Origin of the sequence: Streptomyces kronopolitis (assembly GCF_050953795.1) — a bacterium.
Lineage (GTDB): Bacteria > Actinomycetota > Actinomycetes > Streptomycetales > Streptomycetaceae > Streptomyces > Streptomyces kronopolitis_A.
The window spans coordinates 5,932,364-5,944,571 of the sequence record NZ_CP191850.1 but is presented as its reverse complement, the minus strand read 5'-3'; the positions used below and the strand labels follow the sequence as shown (position 1 = coordinate 5,944,571).

The 12,208-nt window shown below is 71.0% G+C and carries 9 protein-coding genes and 1 pseudogene; 2 read left to right on the top strand and 8 right to left on the bottom strand.

The annotated features are described in order from the left end of the window. Nucleotides 1–26: 26 nt before the first annotated feature. The 6 genes from ACQP17_RS26420 to ACQP17_RS26395 form a co-directional block, all read right to left on the bottom strand. Nucleotides 27–1,442 carry an NAD(P)/FAD-dependent oxidoreductase gene (locus ACQP17_RS26420; protein WP_433860011.1) on the bottom strand — a complete coding sequence of 472 codons (1,416 nt, stop codon included), beginning with the start codon at nt 1,440–1,442 and terminating at the stop codon, nt 27–29. A 20-nt stretch (nt 1,443–1,462) separates the two neighbouring features. After that, nucleotides 1,463–2,320 (bottom strand): ABC transporter permease, encoded by an 858-nt coding sequence (locus tag ACQP17_RS26415; protein ID WP_373294194.1) that lies wholly within the window; start codon nt 2,318–2,320, stop codon nt 1,463–1,465. Continuing rightward, nucleotides 2,320–3,258, bottom strand: a complete 939-nt coding sequence (locus tag ACQP17_RS26410; RefSeq protein ID WP_433858491.1) for an ABC transporter permease — start codon at nt 3,256–3,258, stop codon at nt 2,320–2,322. The genes ACQP17_RS26415 and ACQP17_RS26410 overlap by 1 nt, the downstream gene beginning before the upstream one ends. Continuing rightward, nucleotides 3,255–4,418: an ABC transporter ATP-binding protein gene (locus ACQP17_RS26405; RefSeq protein ID WP_364878898.1), complete on the bottom strand. Its 1,164-nt coding sequence runs from the start codon at nt 4,416–4,418 to the stop codon at nt 3,255–3,257. The genes ACQP17_RS26410 and ACQP17_RS26405 overlap by 4 nt, the downstream gene beginning before the upstream one ends. A 58-nt stretch (nt 4,419–4,476) precedes the next feature. After that, on the bottom strand, nt 4,477–5,724 hold the full coding sequence (locus ACQP17_RS26400; RefSeq protein WP_433858490.1) for a polyamine ABC transporter substrate-binding protein: 1,248 nt from the start codon (nt 5,722–5,724) through the stop codon (nt 4,477–4,479). Nucleotides 5,725–5,826: 102 nt separating this feature from the next. Further along, nucleotides 5,827–7,353: a gamma-aminobutyraldehyde dehydrogenase gene (locus ACQP17_RS26395; protein WP_433858489.1), complete on the bottom strand. Its 1,527-nt coding sequence runs from the start codon at nt 7,351–7,353 to the stop codon at nt 5,827–5,829. A 317-nt stretch (nt 7,354–7,670) separates the two neighbouring features. Between ACQP17_RS26395 and ACQP17_RS26390 the strand changes: the two are divergent. Then, nucleotides 7,671–8,182: pseudogene (locus ACQP17_RS26390) on the top strand (NADAR family protein). A 115-nt stretch (nt 8,183–8,297) separates the two neighbouring features. After that, nucleotides 8,298–9,320 carry an adenosine deaminase gene (locus tag ACQP17_RS26385; RefSeq protein ID WP_433858488.1) on the top strand — a complete coding sequence of 341 codons (1,023 nt, stop codon included), beginning with the start codon at nt 8,298–8,300 and terminating at the stop codon, nt 9,318–9,320. 96 nt (nt 9,321–9,416) lie between these two features. On the opposite strand, the gene ACQP17_RS26380 is transcribed toward ACQP17_RS26385, so the two are convergent. Together ACQP17_RS26380 and ACQP17_RS26375 are read right to left on the bottom strand one after the other, a co-directional pair. Continuing rightward, on the bottom strand, nt 9,417–10,598 hold the full coding sequence (locus ACQP17_RS26380) for a polyamine ABC transporter substrate-binding protein (RefSeq protein ID WP_433858487.1): 1,182 nt from the start codon (nt 10,596–10,598) through the stop codon (nt 9,417–9,419). A 133-nt stretch (nt 10,599–10,731) separates the two neighbouring features. Beyond that, nucleotides 10,732–12,183, bottom strand: coding sequence for a gamma-aminobutyraldehyde dehydrogenase (locus ACQP17_RS26375; RefSeq protein WP_433858486.1), 1,452 nt, complete (start codon nt 12,181–12,183; stop codon nt 10,732–10,734). Nucleotides 12,184–12,208 lie beyond the last annotated feature (25 nt).

Genomic DNA, 12,208 nt, shown 5'->3' with positions numbered 1-12,208 from the left:
GCGGCCGGCCGCCCCCTGTCCCGGCGTCAGCTGTCGAAGCCCAGGCCCACCTTGTCCATGGCCTTCAGCCACAGATTGCGGCGTCCGGCACGGGTGTCGGCGCGGGTCATCGACCACTGGGTGATGCCGATGCCGGCCCAGCGCAGCGGCTCGGGCGGGAACGGCAGCGGCTTGCTGCGCACCATCTCCAGCTCCGTGCGCTCGGTGCGCTCGCCCGCGAGCAGGTCGAGCATCACCTCGGCGCCGAAGCGGGTGGCGCCCACGCCGAGGCCGGTGTACCCGGTGGCGTAGGCGACCCGGCCGGCGTGCGCGGTGCCGAAGAAGGCGGAGAAGCGCGAGCAGGTGTCGATGGCGCCGCCCCAGGAGTGGGTGAAGCGCAGCCCCTCCAGCTGCGGGAAGCAGCGGAAGAAGTGCCGGGCGAGCTTCTCGTAGGTGGCCGGGTGGTGGTCGTACTCGGCGCGTACGCCGCCGCCGTAGCGGTAGACGATGTCGTAGCCGCCCCACAGGATGCGGTGGTCGGCGGTGAGTCGGAAGTAGTGGAAGTGGTTGTTGGAGTCCGAGAGGCCCTGGCGGTTCTTCCAGCCGATCGCGGCGAGCTGTTCGCCGGTCAGCGGCTCGGTCATCAGGGCGTGGTCGTAGACCGGGACGACGTACGGGCGGACCCGCTTGACCAGGGACGGGAAGGCGTTGGTGCCCAGCGCGACATGGCGGGCGAAGACCCGGCCGTAGGGGGTGCGGACGGCCATGCCGGTGCCGTCCCCGGCGAGCGCGGTGGCGGGGGTGCGTTCGTGGATGCGGACGCCGAGGTCGAGGCAGGCCTGCTTCAGGCCCCAGGCGAGGCGGGCCGGGTGGAGCATGGCGACGCCGTCGCGGTCCCACAGCCCGGCGCGGAAGGTCGGTGAGTCGACCTCGGCGCGCAGGGCGTCCTCGTCGAGGAAGGTGTGCCGGTTGAGGCCCAGGTCGGCGGCGTCCTCGGCGGCCTCCTGGAGTTCGGCGACCTGGTGCGGCTCGGTGGCGATGTCGATCTCGCCGGTGCGCTCGAAGTCGCAGTCGATGCCGTAGCGGGCGACGGCCTCCCCGATGGCGTCGAGGTTGCGGATGCCGAGCTTTTCGAGCGTGGCGAGCTCGCCGGGCCAGCGGGCCAGTCCGTTGCCCAGGCCGTGGGTGAGGGAGGCGGCACAGAAGCCGCCGTTGCGCCCGGAGGCGGCCCAGCCGATCTCGGCGCCCTCCACGAGGACGACGTCGCGCTCGGGGTCGCGTTCCTTGGCGATCAGCGCGGTCCACAGTCCCGAGTAACCACCGCCGACGACCAGCAGATCGCAGGTCTCGTCGCCGACGAGGGCCGGCAGGGCGGCGGGGCGGGCGGGGTCGTCGAGCCAGAAGGGGGTGGGGGCGGCGTCCGCGAGCGCATGGACGGGGGACGCCCCGGACGGATGCGGCATGGCAGCTCGTGCCATGGTTCTCAGCTCCTCTTGCTCCTCTTGCGGCGGTTCCCGGCCAGTTGGCCGGCGAGTACGCACAACACGGCGACCAGGAACATCGCCGTGCCGATGACGTTGATCTGTACGGGCGTGCCCCGCTGTGCCGATCCCCAGACGAACATCGGGAAGGTCACGGTGGAGCCGGCGTTGAAGTTGGTGATGATGAAGTCGTCGAAGGACAGGGCGAAGGACAGCAGCGCGCCGGCCGCGATGCCGGGGGCGGCGATCGGCAGCGTCACCCGCAGGAAGGTCTGGACGGGTGAGGCGTAGAGGTCCTGGGCGGCCTGTTCCAGGCGCGGGTCCATGCTCATCACCCGGGCCTTGACCGCGGTGACCACGAAGCTCAGGCAGAACATGATGTGGGCGATCAGGATCGTCCAGAAGCCGAACTGGATGCCCATGTTGAGGAAGAGGGTCGCCAGCGACGCGGCCATGACGACCTCGGGCATCGCCATCGGCAGGAAGATCAGGGTGTTGACGCCGGCCCGGGCGCGGAAGCGGTAGCGGGCCAGCGCGAACGCGATCATGGTGCCGAGGACGGTCGCGCCGATGGTGGCCCACAGCGCCAGCTGCAGGCTCAGGCCGAGCGATCCGCACAGGTCGGCGACGCCGCACGGGTCGCTCCAGGCGTCCGTGGAGAAGCGCTGCCACTGGTAGTTGAAGCGGCCGTTGGGCTTGTTGAAGGAGAAGACCATCACCACGATGTTGGGCAGGATCAGATAGCCCAGCGTGGCGAGGCCCGCCATCGCGACGATGTTGCGGCGCAGCCAGCGCAGGCCCCGGTTCGGGGTGCGGGCGGCGCCGGTCCCGGGTGCGTTCGTGGTCTCGTGGACGGCCATCAGACCAGGTCCTCCGTCCCGGACTTGCGGATGTAGAACGTGACCATGGCGAGGATGGCCGCCATGAGGATGAAGGAGAGCGCGGCGGCGGTCGGGTAGTCCAGGACCCGCAGGAACTGGGACTGGATGACGTTGCCGATCATCTTCTGGTCGGTGGAGCCCAGCAGTTCGGCGTTGATGTAGTCACCGGCGGCCGGGATGAAGGTCAGCAGGGTGCCGGCGACGACACCGGGCATCGACAGCGGGAAGGTCACCCGGCGGAAGGTGGTCGAGGGGCGGGCGTAGAGGTCGCCGGCGGCCTCGTGCAGGCGCGGGTCGATGCGCTCCAGCGAGGTGTAGAGCGGCAGGACCATGAACGGCAGGAAGTTGTAGGTCAGTCCGCAGACCACCGCGAGCGGGGTGGCCAGCACCCGGTGCCCCTCGGTGACGCCCAGCCAGCTGGTGACGTCCAGGACGTGCAGCGAGTTCAGCAGCGCGACGACCGGTCCGCCGTCGGCCAGGATCGTCTTCCAGGCGAGTGTGCGGATCAGGAAGCTGGTGAAGAACGGGGCGATGACCAGGATCATCACGATGTTGCGCCAGCGGCCCGCCTTGAAGGCGATGAGGTAGGCCAGCGGGTAGCCCAGGGTCAGGCAGAGCACGGTGGCGACGGCGGCGTAGCCCATCGAGCGGAGGAACTGCGGCCAGTATTCGCCGAGGGCGTCCCAGTAGGTGGCGACGTGCCAGGTGACCTTGAAGCCCTCTTCGAGGGAGCCGGTCTGGATCGAGGTCGACGCCTGGTAGACGAGCGGTGCGGCGAAGAAGACGATCAGCCACAGGATGCCGGGCAGCAGCAGCCAGTAGGGGACCAGGCGCTTGCGGACCGGGGTCTTGCGCAGGGCCGGCGGCGCGGCCTCGCTCTGTCCGGCCGGCGGCGCGGGGGTGGCGGTGGTGGTCACGCGGCCTCCTCGTCGAGGTCCGCGCCGGCCTGGATGTCCTGGGTGGCATCCAGTCCGAAGGTGTGCGCCCGGCTCCAGTGCAGCACGATGCCGGCGCCGGGCACGAGGCGGCCGTCGCGCTCGATGTTCTGCTCGTAGACGGCGAGTTCGCCCAGGCCGGGGACGTCGACGACGTACTGGGTGGAGACCCCGATGAAGCTGGCGTCCTTGATGCGGCCGGGGAGCCGGTTGTGGTCGGCGGCGATGTCGCCGGCGTCGTCGGCGTGGGTCAGGGCGACCTTCTCGGGCCGGACGCCGGCCAGCACCTTCTCGCCCTTGCGGGCCGAGGCGCTGCACCGGGCGGCGGGCAGGTGCAGGGTGGTGTCCGCGGCCCGCAGGAGCAGTTCCTCGCCGCCGGCCTCGACGACCTCGGCCTCGATCAGGTTGGAGGTGCCCAGGAAGTTGGCGACGAAGGTGGTGCCCGGGTTCTCGTAGAGGTCGGCGGGGGCGCCGAGCTGCTCGACCCGGCCGCCGTTCATCACGGCCACGGTGTCGGCCATCGTCATGGCCTCCTCCTGGTCGTGGGTGACGTGCACGAAGGTGATGCCGACCTCGGTCTGGATGCGCTTGAGCTCCAACTGCATCTGGCGGCGCAGCTTGAGGTCGAGGGCGCCCAACGGCTCGTCGAGGAGCAGCACCTGCGGGTGGTTGATCAGCGCCCGGGCGACCGCGACCCGCTGCTGCTGGCCGCCGGAGAGCTGCTGCGGCTTGCGGCGGGCCATCGGGCCGAGCTGGACGAGGTCGAGCATCTCCTCGACCTGCTTCTTGACGGACTTGATGCCGCGGCGGCGCAGGCCGAAGGCGACGTTCTCGTAGATGTCCAGGTGCGGGAAGAGGGCGTAGTTCTGGAAGACGGTGTTGACCTGGCGCTTGTAGGGCGGCAGGGCGGTGACGTCCCGGCCCGACAGCTCGACGGTCCCGGTGGTCGGCTCCTCCAGCCCGGCGATCATGCGCAGGGTGGTGGTCTTGCCGCAGCCCGAGGCGCCCAGCAGCGCGAAGAAGGAGCCCGCGGGGACGGTCAGGTCGAGCGGTTGGACGGCGGTGAAGGAGCCGTAGGTCTTGCTGATCCCGTGGAGGCGGACATCGCCTCCGCTGCTCTGGGGGGTCTCGGTCTTCGTCATGTCGGTCGTCCCGTGGGTCGGAGGGCGAGGGGGCTCGGGCGGGCCCGGAGGCGGGGTGTCAGGCGCCGGTGAGGTCGGAGAACTTCTGGGCGAACTCCTTGTTCTCCTTGGCGGACAGCGCCCGGAAGGAGTGGGAGCGGGCGGCCATCTCCTTGTCCGGCAGGATCAGCGGGTTGGCCGCCGCCTTCTTGTCGATCTTGGCGAGTTCCTCGCGCACCCCGTCGACGGGGCAGGCGTAGTTGATGTACGCCGCGAGCCGGGCCGCCGCCTTCGGCTCGTAGAAGTAGTCGATGAGCCGTTCGGCGTTCTGCTTGTGGCGGGCCTTGTTCGGCACCATGAGGTTGTCGGTGGACACCATGTAGCCGGACTTCGGGACGGCGTAGGCGATGTCGGGGTTGTCGTTCTGGAGCTGGACGACGTCGCCGGCCCAGGCCACACAGGCGGCCAGGTCGCCCTTGTCCAGGTCGTTGGTGTAGTCGTTGCCGGTGAAGCGGCGGATCTGCTTGGAGTCGACGCCCTTCTGGAGCCGGGCGAGGGCCGCGTCGTAGTCGTCGGCGGTGACGTCCTCGGGCCGCTTGCCCATGTCCAGCAGGGTCAGCCCGACGCTGTCGCGCATCTCGGAGAGGAAGCCGACCCGGCCCTTGAGCTGCGGGTCCTCCAGCAGCTGGCTGATCGAGTCGACCTTCTTCCCGCCGGTGGCCTTCTTGTTGTACGCGATGATCGCCGGGATGCCCTGCCAGACATAGGAGTGCGCGCGGCCCGGGTCCCAGGCCGGGTCGCGGTACTGCGCCGAGAGATTGGCGTAGGCGTGCGGCAGGTTGGCCGGGTCCAGCTGCTGGATCCAGCCCAAGGAGATCATCCGGGCGCACATCCAGTCGGTGAGCACGATCAGGTCGCGGCCGGTGTCCTGGCCGGCCGCCAGCTGCGCCTGGATCTTGCCGAAGAACTCGTCGTTGTCGTTGATGTCCTCGGTGTAGTTGACGGCGATGCCGGTGCGCCCGGTGAAGCGGTCGAGCGTCGGGTGGCGCTTGCCGTCCTTGCTGACGTCCATGTACTCGGTCCAGTTGGAGAAGTTGAGGCGCTTCTCCGCCGCCGAGTGGTCCGTGCTTTTGCCTGCGTCCGTGCGGCCCGCGGGCGGGATCCCGCAGGCCGACAGGGCGCCGAGCCCGCCGACCGCGGCCGCCAGGCCGCCGCCGGCGCGCAGCAGGGAGCGCCGGGTCATGGCCAGCCGGCCGTCGGTCATGCTGCGGCGCACGGCGCTGAGTTCGGCCGGGGACAGGGGTTCGGGCTGCTCGTGGTGCTCCATGCGCGGTGCCCTTTCAGGGGTGGACCCGGCGTTCGGCCGGTGGTGACGGTGCCGCGCGGCGCTGGCCGCAGGAAGGGCCCGGGGGCCCCGGGGGGAGGTCCCTTACGGGCGGTCCCCGAAGACCGTGCGGTGCCAGTCCTTGCGGGCCACCGCGGTGTTGTCGTACATCACGTGCTTGACCTGGGTGTACTCCTCGAAGGAGTAGGCCGACATGTCCTTGCCGAAGCCGGATGCCTTGGCACCGCCGTGCGGCATCTCGCTGATGATCGGGATGTGGTCGTTGACCCAGACGCAGCCCGCGTTGATCTCACGGGTGGCGCGGCCGGTGCGGTAGACGTCCCGGCTCCAGGCGGAGGCGGCCAGCCCGTAGGGGGTGGCGTTGGCGAGTGCGATGCCCTCGTCGTCGCTGTCGAAGGGCAGCACGACCAGCACCGGGCCGAAGAGCTCGGACTGCACGATCTCGCTGTCCTGCGCGGCGCCGGCGACCAGCGTGGGCCGGTAGTACGCGCCCCGGGCCAGCTCCCCGTTCGCGCCGGCCGGGGCCTCGCCACCGGTGACGACGGTGGCGTACGCGCGGGCCCGGTCGACGAAGCCCGCCACCCGGTCGCGCTGGGCGTGCGAGATCAGCGGGCCCAGATCGGTGGACGGGTCGAAGGGGTCGCCGAGCCGCACCGTCGCCATCAGGTCGGCGACGCCCTTGACGAAGGCGTCGTAGAGGGGGCGCTGGACATAGGCGCGGGTGGCGGCGGTGCAGTCCTGGCCGGTGTTGATCAGGGCGCCGGCGACCGCGCCGTGCACGGCGGCCTCCAGGTCGGCGTCGTCGAAGACGACGAAGGGGGCCTTGCCGCCGAGTTCGAGGTGCAGCCGCTTGACGGTGCCGGTGGCGATCTCGGCGACCCGCTTGCCGACGGCGGTCGAGCCGGTGAAGGAGGTCATCGCGACGGAGGGGTGGCCCACGAGCCGCTCACCGGCGTCCCGGCCGGCGCCGGAGACGATGTTGAGCACGCCGTCGGGCAGCCCGGCGCGCTGGGCGGCCTGCGCGAACAGCAGCGAGGTGAAGGGGGTGATCTCGGCCGGCTTGAGGACGATGGTGTTGCCCGCGGCGATGGCCGGCAGCACCTTCCAGGCAGCCATCTGGAGCGGGTAGTTCCAGGGGGCGATGGAGCCGACGACGCCGATCGGCTCGCGGCGGATCACGGAGGTGTGGTCGGGGCTGTACTCCCCGGCCGCCTTGCCCTCCAGGTGGCGGGCGGCGCCCGCGAAGAACGCGGCGTTGTCGATCGAGCCCGGTACGTCGAACTCCTCGCTGAGCTTGATCGGCTTTCCGCAGTTCAGCGACTCGGCGCGGGCGAGGTCACCGGCGTCCTCGGCGAGCGCGGCGGCGAAGCGGTGCAGGGTGTCGGAGCGCTCGCCGGGCGTGGCGCCGCCCCAGTCCGCGAAGGCCTGCCGGGCGGCGTCGACGGCCGCGTCCACATCCGCCGCACCGGCGAGTTCGTAGGAGTACACCGTCTCGCCGGTCGCCGGGTCCACGACGTCCTGGGTGCGGCCGGAACTGCCGCTCCGGAGACGTCCCGCGATGAATTGCGCGCCTTCCGCGAAGCGCTCGGTGGCATCGAATCGCTGATCCATGGTGCTCTCCTCCGCCGGGCGCCGGGGCCGCTCAGCGGCACTGCCTGGCGTAGCTATTTCCGGAATCGATGGCCGATCCTGACAGAGGAACGCGACCTCAACAAGTGATTCCGTTGTTGCCTTTTGGTTACACGACGAATTCTGTTCTTTGCGAGGTAGCGACCCCGACACGTTGTCAGTGCCTGCCGACAGAATCCCGGCATGATGCACGACCACACGCACCGCCCCCGGGGGAAACGGCCGGGCACGCCGCGGACGGGCCGCGCTCGCTCGACGCGCCGCGCCGGACGGCGGCCGCCGGGAAGCCCCCGGCCTACCTGTTCTTCCGGGGCCACGCCCCGCGGCGCGACGGCCGCCTCGGCCCGAGCTGTTTCAGCCAGTGGTGGCCCTCCCCCTTCACCGTCGACGGGGTCCACCACGCCACCGCCGAGCACTGGATGATGGCCGGCAAGGCCCGGCTGTTCGGCGATGCCCGGGCCGAGCGGCGCGCCGCCCCCGGGAGGCCAAGGCCGCCGGGCGTACGGTCGCCGGCTTCGACGAGGAGACCTGGCAGCGCCACCGCTTCGCCCTGGTCACCGACGGCAGTGTGCACAAATTCGGGCAGGACCCCGCCCTGCGCGCGTACCTGCTGGACACCGGGGACCGGGTGCTGGTCGAGGCCAGTCCGGTGGACCGGATATGGGGCATCGGCCTGGCCGCCGACGACGAGCGGGCCGCCGACCCCGCGCGCTGGCGAGGCCTGAATCTGCTGGGCTTCGCGCTGATGGCGGCCCGGCAGCGGCTGCGGGACGAGGTGGACGGGCCGGACGGGCCGGTCCGGCCGTCGTGACACCGGCCGGTCCCGGGCCGGGTCCGCGCACTCCGGCGCCATGCCAGTCGGGTCCCGCATAGCATGGCCGGGCCGTTCCGCGCACCGCGGCGCACCCTTTGACCAGGAGGAACCGTTGTCCGATCTCGAGGCCTTCATCACGGGCCTGCCCAAGGCGGAGCTGCACGTCCACCACGTCGGATCGGCGTCCCCGCGGATCGTCTCCGAGCTGGCGGCCCGCCACCCCGACTCCGCCGTCCCCACCGACCCGGACGCGCTGGCGGACTACTTCACCTTCCGCGACTTCGCGCACTTCATCGAGGTCTACCTCTCCGTCGTGGACCTGATCCGCGACGCCGACGACGTGCGGCTGCTGACGTACGAGGTCGCCCGGGACATGGCCCGGCAGCAGATCCGCTACGCCGAGCTGACCGTCACGCCCTTCAGCTCGACGCGGCGCGGCATCCCCGACGCCGCGTTCGTCGAGGCCATCGAGGACGCCCGCAAGGCGGCCGAGTCGGAGCTGGGCGTGGTGCTGCGCTGGTGCTTCGACATCCCCGGCGAGGCGGGCCTGGAGTCCGCGGAGGAGACCGCCCGGATCGCCTGCGACCTGCAGCCCGAGGGCCTGGTCTCGTTCGGTCTCGGCGGCCCGGAGATCGGGGTGCCGCGTCCGCAGTTCAAGCCGTACTTCGACCGTGCCCGCGCGGTCGGCCTGCACTCCGTGCCGCACGCCGGCGAGACCACCGGCCCCGGCACGATCTGGGACGCGCTGCGCGAGCTGGGCGCCGAGCGCATCGGCCACGGCACCAGCGCCCCCCAGGACCCCGCGCTGCTGGCCCATCTCGCCGAGCACCGCATCCCCCTGGAGGTCTGCCCCACCTCCAACATCGCCACCCGCGCGGTACGCACCCTGGAGGAGCACCCGCTCGAGGAGATGGTCGACGCGGGCGTGCTGGTCACCATCAACAGTGACGACCCCCCGATGTTCGGCACCGACCTCAACACCGAATACGGCGTCGCCGCCCGGCTGCTGGGGCTGGACGCGACCGGTGTCGCGGGCCTGGCCAAGAACGCCGTCGAGGCCTCCTTCATGGACACCGCCGCCAAGTCCCGTCTGACGGCCGAGATCGACGCGTACACGGCGTCCTGGCGCGCCTAGAGCGGATCCGGCGGCGCCCGGGCCGCCGTCCCCGCGGGCCGTGTCCGCGGGGACGGCGCCGGGGCCGGCCCCGCGCGAGGCCCCGGCGGCGTCCCGCTACAGCCCCACGATCCCGTTCCACTCCTTGGCGAACCCGGTGCGCTCGGCGGACGTGATGTCGCGGGCGATGGCCAGCCGCTTGCGCATCGAGTCGTCGGGGAAGATCAGCGGATCCTCGGCGAGGGCGGCCCGGTCCTTGTCCTTGGAGGAGGCGAGGACCTCGCGCGCGGCCGGCACGGGGCAGACGTAGTTGACCCAGGCGGCCAGTTCCGCGGCCACCGCCGGCTCGTAGTAGTAGTCGATCAGCCGCTCGGCGGAGCGCTTGTGGGCGGCGAGGTTGGGGATCAGCAGGCTCTCCGCCCAGAGTTCGGCGCCCTCCTGCGGCACCACGAACTCGATGTCCGGGTTGTCGGCCCGCAGCTGGATCACATCGCCCGAGTAGGCCTGCGCGGCGAGCACATCGCCGGAGTCGAGGTCCTTGATGTAGTCGTTGCCGGTGAACCGCCGGATGTGACCGCGGCGCACCAGGCGGCGCACCCGGTCGGTCATCCGGTGGAAGTCGGCGGCCGTCCAGCGGGTGATGTCCACGCCGTCGCCCTGCATCAGCATCGCGAACGACTCGTCGAGCCCGGACAGCAGCGTGACCCGGCCGCGCAGGTCGTCCTTCCACAGGTCCGAGGTGTGCCTGATCTCCCGGCCGAGCTTGCGGCGGTTGTAGGCGATGCCGGTGATCCCGGACTGCCAGGGAACGGAGTGCCGGCGGCCGGGGTCGAAGTGCGGGGTGCGCAGCAGCGGATCGAGGTGCTCGGCCACCTGCGGCTGGGCCGCGCGGTCCATCTCCTGCACCCATCCCAGCCGGACGAGGCGGGCGCACATCCAGTCGCTCATGACGATCAGATCGCGGCCGGTGCTCTGGTGGTTCATCAGCGCCGGGCCGATCTTGCCGAAGAACTCGTCGTTGTCGTTGATCTCCTCGGTGTACGTCACGGAGATCCCGGTGCGGCGCTGAAAGGCGTCCAGGGTGGGGCGGCGCTGCTTGTCGTGGTCGTCGACGTCGATGTACAGCGGCCAGTTCGCGAAGACCAGCCGGCGGTCCGCCGCCGAGCGGTCCGGGCCGGTGCGGTCCGCCGCCTTGACGTACGCGGGCGGCACCCCGCATCCGGCCGCGGCGGCCAGCGCCCCGGTCATCCCGATTCCGCCCACACCCCGGAGCAGCGCACGCCGCGAAAGATCAGCCATGGCGAGCACTCTCACGCGCCGCGGGCGGAGGCGGCAAGAGACAGAGCGTCCACTGCCGGGCCTCCGCCCGCGACGGTGTGTCGAGCGTTCCGGGACGCCGGACGGCGTGAATCCCCCGGAAGTGTCCGGTGGTTCAGTCCAGCGAGGTCATCACGTGCTTGATGCGGGTGTAGTCGTCGAAGCCGTAGGACGAGAGGTCCTTGCCGTAGCCGGACTTCTTGAATCCGCCGTGCGGCATCTCGGCAACCAGCGGGATGTGGGTGTTGATCCACACGCAGCCGAAGTCGAGGGTCCGGGACATCCGCATCGCGCGGGCGTGGTCCTTGGTCCACACCGAGGAGGCCAGGGCGTACTCGACGCCGTTGGCCCACTCGACCGCCTGCTTCTCGTCGGAGAAGGACTGGACGGTGATGACCGGGCCGAAGACCTCGTGCTGGACGATCTCGTCGTCCTGCTTGAGGCCCGAGACGACGGTCGGGGCGAAGAAGTAGCCCTTGTCGCCGACCTGTTCGCCGCCCGCCTCGATCTTCGCGTGCGCGGGCAGCCGCTCGATGAAGCCCTTGACCTGCTTCAGCTGGTTGGCGTTGTTCAGCGGGCCGTAGAGCACGTCCTCGTCGTCGACCGCGCCGGTCCTGGTCTCCGAGGCGGCCTTGGCCAGCGCGGCGACGAACTCGTCGTGGATGGACTCGTGGACCAGCACCCGGGTCGCGGCCGTACAGTCCTGACCGGCGTTGAAGTAACCGGCGACGGAGATGTCCTCGACGGCCTTGGGGATGTCGGTGTCCTCGAAGACGACGACCGGGGCCTTGCCGCCCAGCTCCAGGTGGACCCGCTTGAGGTCCTTCGAGGCGGACTCGGCGACCTGCATGCCGGCCCGCACCGAGCCGGTGATCGAGGCCATCGCCGGGACCTTGTGCTCGACCATCAGCCGGCCGGTCTCGCGGTCACCGCAGATGACGTTGAACACGCCGCGGGAGTGGCCGAGTTCGTCCAGCACGCCGCCGATGATGTCGGCGATCAGCACCGTCGAGGCGGGGGTGGTGTCGGACGGCTTGATGACGACGGTGTTGCCCGCGGCGAGCGCCGGGGCGAACTTCCACACGGCCATCATCATCGGGTAGTTCCACGGCGCGACCTGGGCGCAGACGCCGACCGGCTCGCGGCGGATGATGGAGGTGAAGCCGTCCATGTACTCGCCGGCCGAGCGGCCCTCCAGCATCCGGGCGGCACCCGCGAAGAAGCGGATCTGGTCCACCATCGGCGGGATTTCCTCGGAGCGGACGAGCGCGATCGGCTTGCCGCAGTTCTCGGACTCGGCGGCGATCAGCTCCTCGGCGCGCTCCTCGAAGCGGTCGGCGATCTTGAGCAGGACCTTCTGGCGCTCGGCGGGGATCAGGTCGCGCCACGCGGGGAAAGCGGCCTCGGCGGCGGCCATCGCCGCGTCCACGTCGGCGGCGCCCGAGAGCGGGGCGGTGGCGTACGCCTCGCCCGTCGCGGGGTTGACCACCTCCGTGGTCCGCCCGTCGGCGGCGTCCCGGAACTCCCCGTCGATGTAGTTGCGCAGACGACGCAGTGCGGTGGTCACTGTGCGCCCCCTTCAGTCAGATATC

Coding starts and splice junctions, on each gene's coding strand:
- ACQP17_RS26420 (WP_433860011.1), bottom strand. CDS start 1,442: ATGCCGCATCCGTCCGGGGCGTCCCCCGTCCATGCGCTCGCGGACGCC.
- ACQP17_RS26415 (WP_373294194.1), bottom strand. CDS start 2,320: ATGGCCGTCCACGAGACCACGAACGCACCCGGGACCGGCGCCGCCCGC.
- ACQP17_RS26405 (WP_364878898.1), bottom strand. CDS start 4,418: ATGACGAAGACCGAGACCCCCCAGAGCAGCGGAGGCGATGTCCGCCTC.
- ACQP17_RS26400 (WP_433858490.1), bottom strand. CDS start 5,724: ATGGAGCACCACGAGCAGCCCGAACCCCTGTCCCCGGCCGAACTCAGC.
- ACQP17_RS26395 (WP_433858489.1), bottom strand. CDS start 7,353: ATGGATCAGCGATTCGATGCCACCGAGCGCTTCGCGGAAGGCGCGCAA.
- ACQP17_RS26380 (WP_433858487.1), bottom strand. CDS start 10,598: ATGGCTGATCTTTCGCGGCGTGCGCTGCTCCGGGGTGTGGGCGGAATC.